Origin of the sequence: Pontibacter saemangeumensis, from assembly GCF_039541895.1 — a bacterium.
GTDB lineage: Bacteria > Bacteroidota > Bacteroidia > Cytophagales > Hymenobacteraceae > Pontibacter > Pontibacter saemangeumensis.
This window is the reverse complement of the sequence record NZ_BAABHC010000042.1, coordinates 136,071-155,762: the sequence shown is the minus strand read 5'-3', so window position 1 is coordinate 155,762 and position 19,692 is coordinate 136,071. Positions and strand designations below refer to the sequence as shown.

The 19,692-nt window shown below is 53.7% G+C and carries 14 protein-coding genes; 6 read left to right on the top strand and 8 right to left on the bottom strand.

The features are described 5' to 3' along the window. Positions 1-116 precede the first annotated feature (116 nt). A complete protein-coding gene (gene mtgA / locus ABD920_RS24775; RefSeq protein ID WP_345163798.1) occupies positions 117-851 on the top strand; it encodes a monofunctional biosynthetic peptidoglycan transglycosylase in 735 nt (244 codons plus the stop codon). Then, entirely contained in the window at positions 841-1,296 is a 456-nt protein-coding gene (locus tag ABD920_RS24770) for a YybH family protein (RefSeq protein ID WP_345163795.1), read from the top strand. The genes mtgA and ABD920_RS24770 overlap by 11 nt, the downstream gene beginning before the upstream one ends. Before the next feature lie 65 nt (positions 1,297-1,361). Here ABD920_RS24770 and lepB read toward each other — a convergent pair whose 3' ends face one another. The 6 genes from lepB to ABD920_RS24740 all read right to left on the bottom strand — a co-directional run bounded on the left by lepB (position 1,362) and on the right by ABD920_RS24740 (position 9,352). Beyond that, positions 1,362-2,468 (bottom strand): signal peptidase I, encoded by a 1,107-nt coding sequence (lepB, locus tag ABD920_RS24765; protein WP_345163792.1) that lies wholly within the window; start codon positions 2,466-2,468, stop codon positions 1,362-1,364. A gap of 137 nt (positions 2,469-2,605) precedes the next feature. Beyond that, positions 2,606-2,878, bottom strand: coding sequence for a Sec-independent protein translocase subunit TatA/TatB (locus ABD920_RS24760; RefSeq protein ID WP_345163789.1), 273 nt, complete (start codon positions 2,876-2,878; stop codon positions 2,606-2,608). Positions 2,879-3,757: 879 nt separating this feature from the next. Next, a complete protein-coding gene (locus ABD920_RS24755) occupies positions 3,758-4,897 on the bottom strand; it encodes an App1 family protein phosphatidate phosphatase (RefSeq protein WP_345163786.1) in 1,140 nt (379 codons plus the stop codon). Positions 4,898-4,947: 50 nt separating this feature from the next. Beyond that, complete coding sequence (locus tag ABD920_RS24750) at positions 4,948-5,784, bottom strand: M48 family metalloprotease (RefSeq protein WP_345163783.1); 837 nt, start codon at positions 5,782-5,784, stop codon at positions 4,948-4,950. Positions 5,785-6,014: 230 nt separating this feature from the next. Further along, positions 6,015-8,864, bottom strand: coding sequence for a M16 family metallopeptidase (locus tag ABD920_RS24745; RefSeq protein WP_345163780.1), 2,850 nt, complete (start codon positions 8,862-8,864; stop codon positions 6,015-6,017). 83 nt (positions 8,865-8,947) lie between these two features. Next, positions 8,948-9,352 carry a hypothetical protein gene (locus ABD920_RS24740; RefSeq protein WP_345163777.1) on the bottom strand — a complete coding sequence of 135 codons (405 nt, stop codon included), beginning with the start codon at positions 9,350-9,352 and terminating at the stop codon, positions 8,948-8,950. Between the two features lie 160 nt (positions 9,353-9,512). On the opposite strand from ABD920_RS24740, the gene ABD920_RS24735 reads away from it, so the two are divergent. Both ABD920_RS24735 and ABD920_RS24730 read left to right on the top strand, forming a co-directional pair. Continuing rightward, positions 9,513-10,595 (top strand): DNA topoisomerase IB, encoded by a 1,083-nt coding sequence (locus ABD920_RS24735; RefSeq protein ID WP_345163774.1) that lies wholly within the window; start codon positions 9,513-9,515, stop codon positions 10,593-10,595. A 173-nt stretch (positions 10,596-10,768) separates the two neighbouring features. Then, complete coding sequence (locus tag ABD920_RS24730) at positions 10,769-11,770, top strand: 2-hydroxyacid dehydrogenase (RefSeq protein ID WP_345163771.1); 1,002 nt, start codon at positions 10,769-10,771, stop codon at positions 11,768-11,770. A 62-nt stretch (positions 11,771-11,832) separates the two neighbouring features. Here the strand turns inward: ABD920_RS24730 and ABD920_RS24725 are convergent, their stop codons facing one another. Both ABD920_RS24725 and pgi read right to left on the bottom strand, forming a co-directional pair. Continuing rightward, positions 11,833-13,407, bottom strand: coding sequence for a hypothetical protein (locus ABD920_RS24725; RefSeq protein WP_345163768.1), 1,575 nt, complete (start codon positions 13,405-13,407; stop codon positions 11,833-11,835). A gap of 128 nt (positions 13,408-13,535) precedes the next feature. Next, entirely contained in the window at positions 13,536-15,182 is a 1,647-nt protein-coding gene (pgi, locus tag ABD920_RS24720) for a glucose-6-phosphate isomerase (RefSeq protein WP_345163765.1), read from the bottom strand. Between the two features lie 381 nt (positions 15,183-15,563). On the opposite strand from pgi, the gene ABD920_RS24715 reads away from it, so the two are divergent. Further along, the gene (locus tag ABD920_RS24715; RefSeq protein ID WP_345163763.1) at positions 15,564-18,311 is read left to right on the top strand and encodes a cation-translocating P-type ATPase; all 2,748 of its coding nucleotides are present in this window, start codon (positions 15,564-15,566) and stop codon (positions 18,309-18,311) included. Between the two features lie 417 nt (positions 18,312-18,728). After that, positions 18,729-19,499 (top strand): HAD family hydrolase, encoded by a 771-nt coding sequence (locus tag ABD920_RS24710; protein WP_345163760.1) that lies wholly within the window; start codon positions 18,729-18,731, stop codon positions 19,497-19,499. The last annotated feature ends 193 nt before the right edge of the window (positions 19,500-19,692 follow it).

The window sequence follows — 19,692 nt, the reverse complement described above, 5'->3', positions numbered from 1 at the left end:
TCGCTTACGCACTTCAGGCGCTGGTGTTAGCCACGGGAGGAGCAGGAGGGGGCGCAGCCGGCTTGCTAAATCTTGAGAACTCGTTACCTTTGCGACCTTGAAGCGATAGTACAAAAATGAGTAAAAAGCGATTGGGGCTAAGGGTGGTGAAGCTGCTGCTGGTGAGGTTAGTGCTGAGCCTGTTCCTGTTGAGCATTGCGTGGGTGCTTTTATACCGGTGGGTGGCGCCTCCTGCCACGCTCCATATGCTGAAGCGCCGGGCTGAGGCTGGTGCGGCGGATAAAGAGAACCCCCAGATTCGCTATAGTTTTGTCCAATTGGAGGAAATGTCGGAGCAGCTGCCTTTGGCGGTTGTTGCCTCCGAGGACCAGCGCTTCCCGGACCACAATGGCTTTGACGTGGACGCCATCCTGGATGCCATCAAGCGCAACCGTAAAGGGGGCAATATCCGGGGCGGAAGCACCATAAGCCAGCAGGTGGCCAAAAACGTATTTCTGTGGCACGGCCGCAGCTACTTCCGGAAAGCCGTAGAGGCGTATTTCACCATGTTGATTGAGGCGCTGTGGGGGAAGGAGCGCATCCTGGAGGTTTACCTGAACATAGCCGAAATGGGTGACGGCGTGTTCGGGGTGGAGGCTGCCAGCCAGAAGTACTTTAAGAAGCCAGCCAAAGAAGTCGGCCGCCAACAGGCTGCCTTGCTGGCGGCGGTGCTGCCCAACCCTATCAAGTTCTCGGCTCAGCGCCCCTCTGCCTACGTGCTGCGCCGCCGCTACCGCATTGCGCGCGCCATGAGCAGCCTGGGCGGCACCAACTATTTAAAGGATATACTTCCGGAGAAAGATGAGAAATAGCCTGTTGCTTGTACTGGGCTTGTGCCTGGGTTTTACCGTTGCCTGCACCCGGGCAATACAACCGCAGACAGCCGGTGCGGCGAAGGCAGCGGTGCGCCAGGTGCTGACGGAGCAGAGCCTTTGCTGGAGCCAGGGCGACCTGGAGTGCTTTATGCATGGCTACTGGAGATCTGACTCACTGCTGTTTGTGGGCTCCCGGGGCTTGACCTACGGGTGGCAGCAGACCCTTGATAACTACCGGCGCGGCTACCCTGACGCGGCTGCCATGGGCCAGCTTATGTTTGAAGTGAAGGAGATGCGGGAACTATCGCCGGAAACAATGCTGGTGGTGGGGAAGTGGCACCTGGCGCGGAAGGTGGATGCAGGCGATCTGGAAGGGCACTTTTCCGTGATCTTCCGTAAGTTTGAGGACGGTTGGAAAATCATTGCCGACCACTCTAGTTAGTGAAAATCAAAATTCATGCAGTGATAGCTGCTATATGTCAACTACAACTGCAGGTTATATAGTGCTTAGTCGATCCTGCTGAACAGGTGGCTCCACCTGATCTTGTCCAGGAATTTGCCGTGCGGGTTCACTGACATCCACACAAACACGGCTTTACCTACCAAGTGATCCTCCGGCACAAATCCCCAGTAGCGTGAATCGAGGGAATTGTCGCGGTTGTCCCCCATCATAAAATAGTAGTCCTGCTTAAAGGTGTACCGATTGGCTTCCTGCCCATCTATATATAGCTTTCCGTCACGCACCTCCGCATGCTCGTTATGCTCATACTCCAGAATCACTTTTTCGTACAAAGGCAGCGTCTCCGGCGTAATGGCCACCGTCATGCCCTGTGCGGGGATATATAAGGGGCCGAAATTATCCTTGTTCCATTTGTACAGATCCGACGCGTGGGGGAAAATGCCTGCTTCTGCCATTTGTGGTGAAGCCAATTGCCGTGTTACTGTTTTGATAAACTCAAGGCTTGCCAGCTGCCGGGCCTTCTCCGGGCTTACATGTACCATATACCCCGCCCGGGTGCGGTAGCTGTCGGTGATGTCGCGGTCCAGGAAAAAGCTTTCATCCAGCACCCTGTCCGTTGTCAGCAAATACCTTAACTGCATATCATCCGGGTTACCCGTGGCGGTGCCGTTGATATATACCTGCCCGCGTTTGATAGCCACGGTGTCTCCGGCTACCCCAATGCAGCGCTTTATATAGTAGGTTTTCAGGTCGAGGGGATGCCCTTGCTCAGCCGGAAAGTTAAACACCACGGCATCGTTTCTCTTGACTTCCGAAAAGCCGGGCAGGCGGTAAGGGCTGAGTTGTATCGCATCGGAGTAGGAGGGGAGACTGGTGCCCCACACGGTCTGGTGCGTTAGCGGGACCTGGAGCGGGGTGCCTGGGGTGCGGGGGCCGTAGTGCAGCTTGCTCACAAACAGGTAGTCTCCCACCAGCAGCGACTTCTCCATTGAGGAAGACGGGATTGCGTAAGCCTCGAACGTAGCCCAGCGGATCAGGCTGGCGAACACAAGGGCAAACATCACCGCATCAGCCCATTCCCGCGTGAGGCTTTTTTTGGGTGTCGGTTGTTGCAGCGGTGCCTTCCTTTTCCAGAATCTTGCTTTAAATGACATAGCCGCAGTTATATATAAAACATGTATATATAACTACGGCTATGCCAGGAAAGTATAGCTGATACTTGAAAAATTATTGCTCAGAAATCTGAAGATGCTTTAAAAATTACTTCAGCTATGAGTCTCCAGTGATTGCTTTACAATGTGGCCTTCTCTGGTCTGGTATCCGTGGTGTGCACTTCCGTTTTGCGCACTTCGTCCGCTGGCTTTTTATTCTCTGTTTTAGGGTTCTCTATATCATTTCTGATCTCGTTGGTGGCATCCTTAAACTCGCGGATGCCACGGCCCAATCCCTTTGCCAACTCCGGGATGCGCTTGGCGCCGAAAAGGAGCAGGATCACCACCAGGATTAAGATCACTTCGGTGCCTCCGAGGCCGCCTAAAAAAACTAAAATATTGTTGAATGCCATAGTCATAAAATTAAATGAGTTCAAAGGTTGAGTCTACATAAACGAGTGCCGCAGGCAAATGGATTGCGACAGCAGGTTGCCGTTAAATATTAAAGTTACGTTTTTACACCTACAGTAACAAATATTTCCGGGTCGTTTAGGCAGTTGGGGCTGGTAATTCGCTTGATTAAATTATTAATTCGCTGTTGTCTTTTAACGCGACACCCACCATTTTAAATCTTCTTGAAATTATATTAACGTGCTGCCGTAAGTAACTAAACAACAGGTAGAAGGGATTCAGATGCAGGTGTTTGGCAGTATGTTTTGCTAACTATCACAGCGTATGTAACCAGATACCGCCAAACCTGTGAGGCGCTTCGCACCTGACGACTAATCTATATACCGGCCCCGGGCACAAATTTGATCTGGTCAAGGTCCTCATCATCAACAAGAACGCCGAAAGCACGCCAGACGACAATCAATACGGCGGAATAATAAGCCTTGATTTCTCCTCTGTGGGAGGAGTGAAGTTGAAGGAAATTACCGTGCTGGACATCGATGGGTATGAGGACATGTCGTTTGTGCGCCTATATGGACACAATAACAAATTGCTCCTTGAGAAAAAATCCCTGCCTGGGGCAACAATTCCGTGCAGGTGGTGGACCTGGGTGCTACGCGGGGTGTGATGCGCCTGGAGGTGGTGCTGGATGGTGAAAATACGGGTAATCCCGCTGGCTCTGCCGCTATCGATACCATCATGTTCTCCAAGTAAAAATATGGCATATATAAAAAGAGGGGGGCAATTTTGCCCCCTCTTTTTATATATGCATTCTATACGCCGAGAGCCTAATTAGCAGGTTTGGCAGGGTCAACGAATACTTTGCGCAGGCTTTTGCCTCCTCATTTATCGCCTTCTTTGTCTATTTCGGCCTCCCGGCTTACTTCCTCCACTTCCTCTGTATAGATAAAACCACAATTGGCGGCATGCTCTGCGGCGGCGGTAGTTTCATTTACCAGCACCAGCTCTACCTCGCCTTCCTGCTTCAGCTCATCTGCGATCGTGGTAACAGCTTTGGTACGGGCCTCGACCTTTACATCGCGTATATAGATGGCCATGATGCGCCCGGGATGGTTTTTCACTACCTCGCGGTAAATGACGGCATCCTGCTGGCCGCTGTCACCGATCAGGATAAAATTGAGTTTGGGGTACGTGATGAGGATGTTCTCAATCTCTTTGTATTTGTGGCTCATGTGGTCCGAGTGGCCCAGCTTGTTTTCGTCGATGCCAAAGTCGCGGAGCAGGAGCGGGCCTTGCGGAATCCCGTTCAGCTCGAGGAAGTGGTAAAGCAGGTCGTAATTGTTCCAGGGGCTGCTCGACACGTAGAAGAAGGGGTTGTTGCGCTTGCCGTTGCGGCCCAGCTGCAGGGAGCGGTAAAACTGCGAAACGCCATGAAACGGAATGCGGGTATGGGCGTTGTTCAGCAGTACGTTCCTGCCGGTCTCCAGCATGCTGGTGGCGCCTGTCCGGACGATCGTATCGTCGATGTCGGAGATGATGCCGTATTCCGCGTCCGGCGGCGGCACCAGCACATAGGCTGGTTCGCGCACCTCTTCCTCCAGTTTCACCGGCGCATCGATCAACCGGATATCGATCTTGTGCCATATATCCTCCAGGTGCAGTGGTTCCTTCGGTTCGATGTTCAGCACAAAGTAGCCTTCCCCGTCGGTGGTAATGTCGTGCTCCTGCCCCTGCAGCGTCAGTTGCACCCGGGCATTCGGCACTTCATCGCTCTCGAAGCGGCGGTACATGTTCAGGAGGTTTTCCCAGAGCGTATCGTTCTCCTCCGAGCGGGTGATGCCTTTGTTCACCAGAACGCGTCCTTTTACATACAATCTGCCAGGAGTGCCGTAGCTGCGGTAGGTTACGATCTGCAGCGGGCGGTTCATGCCCAGCTTGTTTTTAAGCTCAAAGGTGAGGTAATCGACTTTCGCTTCGGCCTTCAGGATGGCTTTGGCAGCCTGGTTCTTGAGATTTTTCATAGTTGTGTCAGAAGAAATGCCTGCAGTTTAAGGCAGGCATTTCTGTCGTTTTAAAGGTTCAAAGCACTTTTCAGCTGGTCAAAGTCCGTGTCAGGCGCGGCGCTTGTTTTGCATCCCTTCTGCTCCGCCTTTTGCCGGATGTTCTGTATACGGTTATCAGGGCTTGGGTGGGTGCTCAGAAACTCCGGCGGCGCGCCGCCCTGCTGCGCGTCCTGCTCCAGCTTCAGGAAAAAGCCGGCTGCCCCGTCGCAGGCGTAAAAGTTGGTGCCGGCCAGGTACTCGATTGAGGCGTTGTCGGCTTCTGTTTCAGCGTCACGGCTGAATTTCAACCCAGTCAGCGTACCGGTTAACTGTGCCGCGATCTGCTGCAGGGTACCGGGGTCGTTGCCGAGCGCCACCGAAAGGAGCAGGGCAATGCCATAGTCCCGCTGCAGCTGCTTCACGCTGTGTCGCTTGTCAGCGTGCGCAATCTCGTGGGCGAGCACACCGGCGAAATGGTCCTCACGCTCCAGGTACTTGATCAGGCCTGTGTACACGTATATATGGCCTCCGGGGGTGGCGAAGGCATTGAGTGTCTCCTCATCCTGAATGATTTTCACCGACCATGGGAACTCCTGCTGATACTTTACCTGGCCGGAGTTAAGTATCCGGTTCACAATACGGTCGAGGTTCTGGTAGGCTTTCTGCACGTTCGCATTGCTGTTGCTGCGCTCGAGCAGTTTGCCCTGCGCCCGGTACGTGGAGTCAACCTCATGGGACACCTGCTGGCCCAGGTTTATATCGTCCTCCACTGAGAAGATAACGCCGTCATTGTCTTTGCAGCTGCTGAGTACGAACATACAGAGCAGTGCCAGCAAGTACTTGCGGTAATTATATATGCTTATCATGGTTCAGATCAGAATTACACCTTAAATTTCCTGTGCCCCCAACCGTGTTAATCCCACGCGCATGTATCCTCTAATCCTGAAAGGATATATGAACGCGGCGGCAGGGTTTACTGCATTACGGAAGTTTGCTTCGGCAGGGTTGCGTCCTTTTCTGCGGCGACTGCTCCTGCACGGGGAAAAACAAAGGCCCCTGACTTCTCAGGGGCCTTTGTTCAGGATGCATGCTGCTTCTATTTGGTAGACGAGCTGCCAACGGGGTTGCCATCCGTATCCAGTTCCACTACTTCATACTGCAGTGCCTCCAGTTGGGGCATAACCGTCTTTTTGTCTCCCACTACCACAATGTGCATGTTGTTCACCGGCAGGTGTTTGGCTGCCAGTGCGTCGATGTCATTCTCGGTGATGCCGATCAGGATATCGGTCTGCTTTTTCACAAAATCCTTCTTGAGGTTATAGTCGACGATGCGGCCAAGGAAGCCTGCTTTCTGGGAAGGCGTTTCGTACTTGCGGGCATCCGATTGCCCGACGGAGTTCTTCATGAATTTTACCTCCTCCTCCGAAATGCCCTCGTTTTGAAAGCTTGTCAGCTCTTTCATGAACTCTGTGACGGAGGCAGCGGAGGCATCGGCACGCACACCGGCAGAAGCCGTGAACGGACCCGCGTACTTGCTGCCGTCGAAGTAAGAGCGGGCGCCGTAGGTATAGCCTTTGTCTTCGCGCAGGTTCAGGTTGATGCGGCTGTTGAAAGCGCCTCCCAGCACATAGTTCATCAGACCGGCTTTGTAATACTCGCCTGTCGCGTCAAAGGGCATGGCCATATACCCGATCCGGATTTCAGACTGCGCTGCATCAGGCTTGTCTACAAAGTAGAGGCGGGTTTTGTCGATGGCCTGGGCCTTTGTGTCAGCCGGAATTTTTACGTTCTTCTTTTTCCAGTCTTTCAGGAAGGCCAGCTTGCCCAGAATTTCCTTCTCAGAGATATCGCCTACAACCACCAGGCTGGAAACAGTAGGAGAATAGTACTTCTGGTAAAAGCCCTGCACGTCCTGCAGGGTTATATTCCCGACTGTCTCGGCTGTGCCGGAAGTGGGGACCGCCATGATATGGCCTTCGCCATATAGCAGTTTATTGTAAACATTGTTGGCAATGGCAGTCGGCTGCGTGGCCTGGTTGGCAATGCCTTCCAGCTGTTGCTTCTTCAGGCGGTCAAAATCCTCCTGCGTAAACTTTGGCCGGAACAAGCGCTCCTGCAGCAGGGCCAGTGTCTTATCGAGGTTCTTCTTCAGCGACTGGACATACACATAGGTTTCGTCTGCGCCGGAGCCGATGCGGATGGAACTGCCCAGCTTGTCGAGCTCGTTGCTGAACTGCTCCGAGGTATAGTTCTCGGTGTCTTCGTTCATCATGTCGGCGGTGAGGGTGCTGATGCCGGCTTTGCCCGGTTCTGTTGCCGAAAGGCGGTGCCCGCCGTCGATGGTCAGTTGCAGCGTTACGGTCGGTATCTCATCCGACTTTGTGCCGATCACCTTCAGGCCGTTCTTGAAGCTGGTGTTATAGTAGTTGGGCACGCTGATCACCGGGTTGGCGCCGGAGGCTGGGCGCTTGCTGCGGTCGAAGGTATCAACCGCTTTGGTATACTGCAGGCCGCTGTACGTGTCTGCTGCCGGTGTAAAGCCTTCTTCAGATATGGTGTAGTTATTCTCCTTGGCCAAAAGATCTGTTTTGCCCTTTGGCACCACACTCAATATCACGGCAGGCTTTCCCTTGATGTACTGGTTATATACCCGCTCCACATCCTCTTTCGTCACCGACTGGATGCGCTTTAGCTCCTCCTGTATATAATTGGGGTTGTTGCGGAAGGTCTCGTAGTAAGCCAGCTGCGATACCTTGCCGCTCACGCTGGCCATGCGGTTCACGAGGCTCGATTCTGCGGTAGCCTTGAACCGGATCAGGTCCTCTTCGTTGATTCCGCGTTTCTCAAACTCAGCGAGCGATTCGCGCACCAGTTTCTCCGTCTCAGCCAGGCTGGTGTTCGGATAGGCCATGATGCTGATGCCAAACTCACCAGCAAGCTCAGATGTGGAGTTGAAGGTGGAGGCGCTCATGGCTTTCTGCGGCTTCACAAAGTTTTTGTAGAAGATGGAGTTCTTGCCCTGCCCCAGCACCTCCGCCAGCACATCCAGCGCCGGCTCGTCCTTGTGGCCCGCTTCCGGTACCGGGTACGTCATCCGCAGCATCGGGAAGCGCACATTGTCTTCGTAAGACACGTAGCGGTCTGCCGTGAGGGTTGGCATTACAGGCGGCATGTCCTGCACGGCAGGGCCGGCAGGGATCGAGCCAAAATACTGCTCAGCCAGCTTCACCACCTCTTCCGGCTTCACATCGCCGCCTACTGTCAGGGTAGCGTTGTTCGGGCCATACCAGCGCAGGAAAAAGTTTTTCAGGTCGTTGAGGTCTCCCCGGTTCAGGTCCTCCAGGTACCCGATAGTGGTCCAGGAGTAAGGGTGGCCATAGGGGTAGAGATTCTTGGATGTCATCTCATATACCAGGCCGTATGGGCGGTTGTCGTAGTTCTGGCCGCGCTCGTTCTTCACTGTTTCGCGCTGCACCTCAAACTTCGGCTGCGTTACGGCGTCCAGCAGAAAGCCCATGCGGTCCGCCTCCAGCCACAGCGCCGTTTCCAGCTGGTTGCTCGGCACGGTCTCGTAATAGTTGGTGCGGTCGCGGTTGGTGCTGCCGTTCAGCGTGCCCCCCGACTCCGACACAATCCTGAAGTGCTCCTCATCCGCCACATTGTCGGAACCCTGGAACATCATATGCTCAAAAAAGTGGGCGAAGCCAGATTTCCCGACTTCCTCACGGGCAGAACCCACATGGTACGTGACATCCACATGCACCACCGGGTCTGAATGATCTTCGTGTACGATCAGGGTGAGGCCATTTGCCAGCTTGTATTTACTGTAAGGGATCACCAGTTCGTCGCCCTGGCGGGACACCTTCTCTACGAGTTTTGTCTGAGCCTCGGCAGCACTCACAAGGCTTGCCGTAAGAACGATACTCAAACCGATTTTATATCGCATGTTTGCTGAGGGTTAATTGGAGATAATAGAACAAGTCAAGATACTGGATGCCAAGCAGAATGGGAAATTATATATACCAACGCTCACTTTGTCTCTCTTAACACTTGTTTTCCGAACATGACAGACACTGTAAATGTGAGGAGCGCAATCACCAGCATGGCCGTCGTGAGCAGAAACGCCATGCCCGCCGTCTCGGTGGAGGCCGTGTTCTGCGGCTGCTGCATCATGCCCAGGAGGCGCAGGAAATAGGTGGCCGCGCGCCAGCCAAGCAGTAGCGTCAGCAGCCCGGCCTCGAGCGTTCCCAGCATAAAGCCCCAGCGCTTGCCCCGGTTCAGGAAATGGCCGGCGGTCAACCCTAAAAGTCCGCCCGCAGCTCCTGTGAAAAGTGCCGTGTTAGCCTGCTCGCCGGCCAGGTCAACGGCCACGACGCCGCAGGCCAGCATAAAGAAGCCGAAAAAAGCATATAGATAGGAAAGGTTCTTATACATTGCGTGTGGTGCGTTTTAGCGTGAAGTGTTGCGGCAAAGATACAGGAGAATATCAAATAAGCCCTGTTTGGAGGCAGCAAGAGACAACAGGCGGCACAACTTTTACCATGATCTGAAGTATGTAGTGCTGAGGTAAGCAGCGAAGAGGAGGCCTCAGAAGATGGCAAAGAGAAACGAGTTTCACGAATTATACGCCGATCCGTCCAAATCAGCGGCATGGGCAGGTTTAAGGTACACCACAGATGAAAAACCCGGTTATACCCGCAAGAAGTCAGGCAAGGGATTTTCCTTTCTCGATGATAAGGGTGAGCGCATAACGGATGAAAAGGTGCTGGAGCGGCTGAAAGCGCTGGTGATTCCGCCCGCTTGGGCAGACGTTTGGATATGCAAATCCCCGAAAGGACACCTGCAGGTAACGGGCCGGGACGAGAAAGGGCGCAAGCAGTATATCTATCACCCGCAGTGGGCCGAGGCCCGCAGCCTCACCAAGTTCGGCCGCATGATCGAGTTCGGGAAGCAGTTGCCGCAGCTGCGGGAGCGCATCCAGCAGGATATAAACTCCCGGAAACTGGACCGCCGGAAGGTGACCGCGCTTGTGCTTTCGCTGATGGACAATGCCCTTATCCGCATTGGTAACCGGCATTACGCTAAGTCAAACAAATCATACGGCCTCACCACCCTGCGCGACAAGCACGTGGAAATCAACGGCAACAACATCCGCTTCTCTTTCAGGGGGAAGAAAGGCGTGGAGCATGAAATTGACCTGGAGGACCGCCGCCTGGCGCGCCTCGTGAAAAAGTGCCGCGACATTCCGGGTTACGATCTCTTTCAGTATTTCGACGAGAACGGAGAGCGGCAGACACTGGAGTCCGGGGACGTGAACGAGTACCTGCGCGAGGCAACAGCGGAGGATTTCACCGCCAAGGATTTCAGGACCTGGGGCGGCACCGTGAAAATGGTGGAGTGCCTGGAGAGTGTGTTGGAAAATGACCCGGACCTGGACAAGGAAAAAAGCATCAAAGCGGCTGTGAAAGATGTGGCCAAGGGCCTGGGTAACACGCCCAGCGTTTGCAGCAAATATTATATCCACCCGGAAGTTGTAAACCTTTTCCGGGAAGATAAACTGCTGACTTACCTGAAGCGCCACGACGCAGCGTCTTCTACCACAGCGCACCTCTCCGGCACCGAGGAACTGGTACTGAAGATGCTGCAACGGGTGGCAAAGGAGAAAAAAGCCGGTTGAGTTTAAGTTGCATCACGAGCTATATTGGTAAAGCTATCCAGCTGAGAAGAATTTGATTGATCGATGGGTCAAAAGGATATAAAAAAGAATTCTGCTTTCACACCATATAAGTAGTAGAGCAGCTAATGTTTTAGCATGGAGGCACTTGGCTTCCTCACTTAATTTTCACTGATATGGATGTTCTTTTTTTTAGCTCAAAGCCTTACGACGAGCAGTTCTTCGCCCGGGCCAATCAGGAGTTCGGCTATAACCTGAAGTTTCTGGAGGTGCACCTCCAGCAAAGCACGGCCATTTTAGCCAAGGGATACAAGGTAGCATGTGTGTTTGTGAATGACACCGTAGACGCGGAGGTCCTGCAGATTCTAGCGGAGCAAGGGGTGCAGTTGATTGCACTGCGCTGTGCCGGTTTCAACAACGTGGACCTTAAAGCGGCCGAAGCGCTGGGCATGAAGGTGGTTCGGGTGCCGGCTTATTCCCCTTACTCCGTTGCGGAGCATACGCTGGCGCTCATCCTTACGCTAAACCGAAAGACGCATCGGGCCTACAACAGGGTGAAGGAGGGGAATTTTGCCTTAAACGGTCTGATGGGGTTCGACCTGCATGGGAAGACAGCCGGGTTGATCGGGTTGGGTAAGATAGGGCTGGTAACCGCAAAAATCCTGAAGGGCTTTGGCTGCCGGGTGCTGGGATACGACATTGCCAAGCCTGCAGAGTGTGAGCGCATCGGCATTGAATTTACAGACCTGAAGACCATATATGCCGAATCTGACATTATTTCGCTGCACTGCCCGCTAACGCCTGCCACATACCATATCATCAACGCAGATTCTATCAGTGAAATGAAGAAAGGGGTCATGCTCATTAACACAAGCCGAGGCGCGCTTATTGATGCGGTAGCCGTGATTGACGGGTTAAAAAGCGAGCAGATCAGTTACCTTGGCCTTGATGTCTACGAGGAAGAGGCCGACCTTTTCTTTGAGGACCTCTCCGAGAAAGTGATACAGGATGATATTTTTATGCGGCTTCTATCTTTCAATAATGTGCTGATAACCGGCCACCAGGCATTTTTTACCAGCAATGCGCTGCATAAAATAGCAGAGATTACCCTGGAGAACATTGCGGCCTTTGCTGCCAATGCCAGCCTGAATGAAGTAAAGAGCGCACAACAGGCTTAGCCAAGGATGCTATAGGAAGGAAGAACATATAGAGCATGGTGTAGATTGATCTCCGGGTTCCCTCAGTTTCCCTCCCGGTCATAGGCGTGCACCCGCACGTCGTCTGTGGTCATGTCTTTGGCCTCGGTGCCAAAGTAAAGCTCGTTGCCACGTGGCGTGTCATATATGCGTGTCTTCCTTTTCAGGCCAGCTACTTCAGAACTGTCGGCAATGGTGTCTTCGCCTAAGCCCCCATATATGTTAACCAGGATTCCGTCCTGCACACTTCCCTTCACCTCAAAGGAATCGTCGCCTGCCAGCCCGTGCAGCGTAATCTGCTTCGTGTCTTTCCTGTTGAAAACGCGGTGGTAAAATCGCCTGCCTTTTCTATGGTTGTCCAGTTTCCGGTACACGCTTATTTCAGTTTGCAAATTGTCGAGTCGGTTAACCAGGAAATGCTCGGCAGCATCTGTACCCGGAATGGTTACCTCTTCAGCCAGAATCCTGTACATCTTTTCGGCAATTTCAGGCAATTTATCGCGGCGGCTTTTCAGGTTATCCGCCAAATCTTCCCCCAACTGCTTATAAACAGGCGCCGGAAGCCGTCGAACTGCCCGCTCGATCACTGCGTCTGTTAGCGCAGCTTGCATGTTGCCGGCTATCTGTAGCCATTCAGGCAAGCTCAAGGCATGTAATAAACGCGCATCCATAAACTCGGAGTTGATCATATAGGCCTGCACATCGTCAAAATCCTCATCAAAGCTATGAAATTTGCGTACGACAAACTTACTCGTGGCGATAGCCGGTATCAGGCCATCATTCATCTTCAGGAACACCTGATCCCTGTCTTTGGGAATGGGGTAGTAAATAGTCTCGCTGCCATTTTTTTCCACCGCCCATTCCCATTGTCCCTTGTGCCGGTCCCAATCCCCCACGAGCAGGTCCAGGAGCCGGGCACGCGCAAAGGCTTCCTGGTTGAAGTGGTGCGTGTTGTGCTCGAAGCGGTTCAGCAAGGCATCGTCAGAGTCGGCAAAATCTACGGCAGCGCCGAAGGAGGGCAGGAGGTCTGCGGGACTCTCAAACTTGTCCTGCAGCAGAAACAGCTTTCCCTGCACTGCGGGCGCATACTCGCCGAAGCTTGTATCTGACGGGGATATATAATAAATGCTGGAGTTGCCGTGATAGACATCGGCTGCCTCTGCCAGCGCGGGTACAACCAGCGCCCCATACGGGTTGGCGGCAGAAGTCTGGTCGCGCACGATGTTGGCGGCAAACGTTTTTCGCCAGAAGGGGCTCAATACTTCCAGCGGGTCTTTGTCGAGGGAGCGCAGGGCGTAGAGGCGGCCCAGGCTGTCCTGCAGCGTAAAGCTGGTGGTCTGGAAGCCGCCTCCTTTTTCCTCCACTGTCAGCCCCCCGTAAAGCGAGTCCAGGTGGAGCACGGGAACCTTGACAGGGGTGGTCCAGACCGTACGGTTATGGTCGCCCCAAAAGAAGCGGTGAAAGCCGCTCCGGTCGTAATGGCGCCCTGCCACTGCCCATACACTATCCTGTCCAGCAGGAGCGTTCCCGTCCAGTTCAGCTGCTGTAGCCCGTGCGTCTTCCTGGAAAAAATCATGATCGACGCAGCTGCTGAGGCACAGGCTGCACAACAGCAGCATCAACCATTGCCTATGATTTTGTGGTACCAGTACTCTCAATATAAAGGGGGAAAGGTTATAAAACATAAAAGCGAAACATACCGTCTTACCTGGCACGTTTCGCTTTTAACGCAGCATTCCCCGGCTAGTTAGCGGTTATTTTTATAGTAGTTGATCAGGCCAGTCGTGGAGCTGTCGTGTGTGGCCTTGGCATCGCCCAATAGTTCCGGTTCGATGGCACCGGCCAGCTGTTTGCCAAGCTCCACCCCCCACTGGTCAAAGCTGTACACATTCCAGATAACGCCTTGCACAAAGGTTTTATGCTCGTACATGGCAACGAGCTTGCCCAGGGTATAGGGGGTCAGGTGCTTAAACATGATGGACGTGGAGGGCTTGTTGCCTTCAAACACTTTATGCGGCACCAGTTGCTCCAGTTCTTCGCTGCCCAGGTTTTTGGATCGCAGCTCTTCTCTTACCTCAGCTTCTGTCTTGCCTTTCATCAGGGCTTCTGTCTGCGCGAAGAAGTTCGAGAGCAGCAAGGCATGGTGCTGCCCCAGCGGGTTATGGCTCTGTGCCGGCGCGATGAAATCAGAAGGGATGAGCACAGTGCCCTGGTGAATGAGCTGAAAAAAGGAGTGCTGGCTGTTGGTGCCGGCTGCGCCCCATATAACGGGTTGCGTCTGGTAATCGACGCGCTTGCCATTCCGGTCGGTGCTCTTGCCGTTACTCTCCATCATCAGCTGCTGCAGGTAGTCGGGCAGCAGGCGCAGGTATTGGTCATAGGGAAGTACGGCGTGTGTCTGGCAGCCGAAGAAGTTGGTGTACCAGATGCTCAGCAGTGCCAGCTGCACCGGAATGTTCTGGCGGAGCGGCGCCTCCCTAAAGTGCTTGTCCATGGCTTCGGCGCCCTTTAGCAATTCCTCGAACTTGTCGTACCCCACGGCACAGGCGATGGAAAGCCCGATGGCGGACCACAGCGAGAAGCGGCCCCCGACCCAGTCCCAGAAACGGAACGTATTCTCTTGTGCAATTCCGAATTCCACCACCGCCTCCACATTGGTGGAGAGCGCCACAAAGTGCTTTTTGATATGCTCCTTGTCAGCAGCTTTTTTTAGGAACCACTCCCGGGCGGTTTTCGCGTTGGTGATGGTTTCTTTGGTGGTGAAAGTTTTGGATGCGATAATAAAAAGCGTGGTCTCAGGGTCGAGGTGGCGCAGCGTCTCGGCGGCGTCGGTGCCGTCTACGTTGGAGACAAAGCTGATTCGCAGATCCTCTTTCTGATAGCTCTTCAGCGCCTCGCACACCATCTGCGGCCCCAGGTCGGAGCCGCCGATGCCGATGTTCACGATGTGCGAGATCGGCTTGCCTGTGTAGCCCAGCCATGCGCCGCTGTGCAGCTTCTCGCAGAATACTTTCATCTGCTGCTGCACACTGCGCACTTCTTCCAAGATGTTTTCGCCCGCTACCTCCAGGCTTTCATCGGTGAAGTTGCGGAGCGCCGTATGGAGTACCGCTCTCCCTTCTGTGGCGTTGATGGGCTCTCCCCGGAACATTTCCTCGATTGCAGCAGGCAAGGCCAGTTCCTCCGCCAGGTCTGTGAGCAGTTGCATGGTCTCTTCCGTCACGCGGTTCTTGGAGAGGTCAACCAGCATGTCCTCCAGGTGCAGCGAGAATTTCTCGAAACGCTGCGGGTCCTGCGCAAACAGCTCCCGCAGGTGCTTCGGCGCGAGTTCATGATAATGTTCTTCCAGTTTTTGCCAGGCTTTGGCTTCTATTGGCGAGTTGTTTTTCTGCATGGTGTTTTTCCCTTAGGGGCTCCCGGCTTTCCTGTAATCAGTGGGCGCTGCAGGAAAGCCGGTATCCGTTCAATGATTAGGTGTGTCTTAAGCTGACGTTATTTTAAGCTCAAAATTAGAAATTAATAATGTTTGACGGAAAACTTTCCGTAATCAATAACAGGAATTTATTTTAAATTAACATCATCATACATAATCAGCTTGTTTCACAGAATCGTTTTTGTCTATCCCATAAAAGCTCTTTTTATTTCCCGGACAGGGAGCACTGGCACAAATGAGGACAAAGAAGGCGTATATAGGACGGTGGCTCCCGGGCTGATGGACTTACAGCAGGTTATTGCCATTGTTTTGATTTGATATATGTAAAGCAAAGCAGGCGCCATGGAAATAGAACAAAAATACCCATACCACAGCCTTCGGGCAGAGGAAGCGCTTGAGAAACTGCAGTCGCGGGCAAGCGGACTGACGGATGAGGAGGCACAGCTGCGTCTGGAGGAAATCGGTCCCAATGAACTGACCGGGACCGAGGGCATGAACCCCCTGCTACTGTTCCTGAAGCAGTTCAAAGACTTCCTGATCCTGATCCTATTTATTGCGGCTGGTGTGGCCTGGTACGCCGGGCATATGGTGGATGTGTATGTGATCATGGGCGTGATCATGTTCAACGCCGTGCTGGGCTTCTTTCAGGAGTACCGCGCAGAGAAAGCCATACAGGCACTCAAAAGCATGATAAAGCAGGAGGCCACCGTGCGGCGGGGCGGGAAAGCAAAAAAAATCGAGGCCCGCGAACTGGTGCCGGGCGATGTGATCATCCTGGAGGAAGGAGACAGCATCCCGGCAGATTCCAGGCTGCTGCAAGCCAAAAACCTGCAGACCGTTGAAGCCTCTCTCACGGGGGAGTCGCTGCCCGTGACCAAAAAAGTTACACCGCTGGAGGAGAAGGTGCATATGGGCGACCGCACCAACATGATCTGGAAAGGCACCCATGTGGCACGCGGCACGGCGCAGGCTGTGGTGGCCGCGACTGGCCCCCATACGGAATTAGGCAAAATCTCGTCCTCACTGGGCGAGATAAAAGTAACTACCACCAATTTCCGCAAGAAAACGGACCGCCTTGGCAAACAGATGGCGGTGATCTCCATCCTCACCTCGCTCGTGGTATTCGTGCTGGGTTATTTCCTTCGGGATTATCCTTTTGAGGAGGTGCTGCTGGTAACCGTGGCAACGCTGGTGTCTTCTATCCCCGAGGGCCTGCCTGCCGTCATATCCATCGTACTGGCCATCGGGGCAAAGCGCATGGCGCGCCAGCATGCAATCATCCGCAAATTCTCCGCAACGGAAATGCTGGGGTCTGTCTCCGTGATCATGACGGACAAGACCGGCACCCTGACCAAAAGCATCCTGACAGTAAAGCGCATTTTCCTCGGCGACGGGTCGGAATACGCGGTAACCGGCACGGGCTATGCTGTGGAAGGCGGCCTTACTCAAAATGAACAGGAGGTGAACCCATCAGACAGCCCTGTGCTGCGCCAGCTTCTCCTGATTGCGGGTGCCTGTAACAACGCGAAGCTTGGGGAGCAGCCGGGTGAAGGGAAGGAGGGGGCCGAGAAGGGAGAGCCAAGCGTGATGGGAGACCCCACAGAGGTGGCGCTCCTGGTGCTGGCAAAGAAAATAACGACAAAAAATGAGGGCCTCCTGCCCGAGGTGCGGCAAATTGATGACCTGCCTTTCAGCTCAGAGCAGAAATTCAGGGGATTGCTGGCCGAGGTGGAGGGGCAACGGGTGCTCATGGCGGTGGGTGCCCCTGAAAAGATCCTGAAGCTTAGCACCAGTATCCTGACGGCTGAAGGCCCACAGGATTTGACAGATGAGCTGCGGCAAGAAGTGTGGGAGAAGATGGACAGCTGGGCGGAAGAGGCTATGCGGGTGCTGGCGCTTGCTTATCGCCCCTCCGACGGTACCTCAGAAGAGGCCGTGGCAGATGATGTGCGGGACCTGGTGTGGGTAGGGATCACAGGCATCGTGGACCCGCCCCGGAAAGGGGTGCCAGAGGCTGTGGCCGCTTGCCGTTCGGCGGGCATACGCGTAATGATGGTGACAGGCGACCACAAGAAAACCGGTGCGGCCATTGCACGCGAAGTGGGGATACTAGACGGGCTGGCCAACGATACAAGCTACGGTGATGCACTGCAGGAGGACGAACTGGAGGTGGACGATCAGGAGTTCAGCAGGATGGTGGATCAGGTATCCGTGTTTACGCGGGTAAGCCCGAACACGAAGCTGCGCATTGCCGAGACACTGCAGGACAAGGGGCACCTGATTGCCATGACAGGCGACGGCGTGAACGATGCACCTGCCCTGAAAAGGGCCGATGTTGGGATTGCCATGGGCATCCGGGGCACTGACGTGGCCAAAGACGCTGCCCAGATCGTGCTGTCGGACGACAATTTCGCCACCATCGTGCGGGCGATACAGGAAGGAAGGATCGTGTTCCAGAACGTGCGGCAGACCAGTTATTTCCTCCTGACCACGAACTTTGCCGCGGTTGCCGTTTTCATCGTGGCCATTGCCATCGGCTGGCCTTTCCCGCTCACGGCCACACAAATCCTGTGGGTAAACCTAGTGACCGACGGTGTAATGGAACTTGGGCTTGCCACAGAGCGCGGCCACGGCGACATCATGAAACAGAAGCCGGTGCCCCGCGACGCCAGCATCTTGGACAGAGAAGTCGTACCCTATATCCTGCTGATGAGCAGCATCATGCTGGGGCTGGCTTTAGGCGCGTTTGCGTACTACCTCCCGCAGGGTGAGGAGACAGCACGCACCGCCGTGTTCCTGGTAGTGGCCATGACACAGGTTTTTAATACGTTTAACATGCGCTCCCTGGAGCGTTCCGTCTTCTCGATCGGCCTGTTCAGCAACAAATACGTGAACATTGCATTTGTAGTGTCTTTGTCCCTGCAACTGGTCGTGATCTACACGCCCCTTCTGAGTGGGCTGTTCCGTTTTGAGGAACTGCCTCTTGTTGACCTGTTGGTGCTCCTGGGTTTATCCAGCCTCGTTATATGGGGGGCGGAGGTATATAAGTACTTCCGGTTTGGGAGGAAGCAGGCCCGGGAGCAAAAATAATATATTGTGAGCAGCTCATTGCGGATTGAAACCCAACTGAAATTAAGCAGGCGGGAATGCGGCATTTAGATAGGTGTTTTATTATATTTGATGGGGACGAAAAGTTTTTCAGGGCTGGTAGGAGTTGCTATATATAACCGGAGTCATTTCCCGAATTTCTATATAAGGTGGCAACTATTATCCCGGGATGGTGTAAGGAATGAAAACGGATGCTACAGAAATATTTCACCCGGTGTACGTATACAAAATTATAGGGAACGCAGCCACCGCCTGAACGGTGAGGAGGTCTCCTTATATGGCAGCGACATGGCTATGACCGGGCAGTTTGCCTATATGCGCCACCTCTGCCTGCACAACCCGTGAAACTGCTGTGATTAAGACAGCATTAACCATTGTAAGAACAAAATATAAACTATAATGAGCGATCTGAATAAGCTTATCAAGGAAAAAAACATTAAGGCCCTGATCATGGACATGGATGGGGTGATCACCAACACCGCCGTGCTACACGCGGAGGCATGGAAAACGCTGTGCGACTCCTACCTCAAACAGCGCAGCGAACAGGACGGCAAAACGTATAAGCCTTTCGATTTCATGGAGGACTATCGCAATTACGTAGACGGGGTGCCGCGTCTGGAGGCCATGCGCAACTTCATGGAGTCACGCGGAATCGATCTGCCGCAGGGAGAGCCGGAGGATGACGCCAACGAAAACACGATCGTGGGGCTTGGCGAGCGGAAAGACCTTTATTTTCATGAGTTGCTGAAGCAAAACGGTGTTGTCGTATTTGACGGAGCTGTGCAGTGGGTGAAAGAAAAGCAGCAGGAAGGCTTAAAAACAGCCATTGTCTCCGCCAGCCGCAACTGCCTCACCATTATACGCCGCGCAAACCTTGAGAAACTGTTTGAGGTGCGGGTGGACAAAGTCGTTTCGAATGAGTTGGGCCTGCAGAACAAGCCTGCCCCGGATATATACCTGGAGGCAGCACGCCAGTTAGGCGTGGAGCCACAGGAAGCCGCTGTGTTTGAGGATGCCGCTGCCGGTATAGAGGGAGCGAAAGCTGGCCATTTCGGGCTGGTTGTCGGTGTAGATCACGGCGCCCGCAAAGAGGTGCTGGAGACGAAAGGGGCTGATCTTGTGATTCAGGGCTTTACGCCTTACCTGCAGGCACAGGACATCACAGCTTAAACTCATCCACAACCTATCGCCCAGCATTTACAGCAGACTGAACCTGTTCACTAGTATAGACAAGGCCTCTTCAATAAAGAGGCCTTGTTAGTTTTAAACACTAGTGGCTCTTGCTTTTTGAAATAATTGGCAGGGAAGAAGAGGACAAAGAGTAGGACCAAGAAACAACTTAAAGCAGTTGAAAGAGGTACTA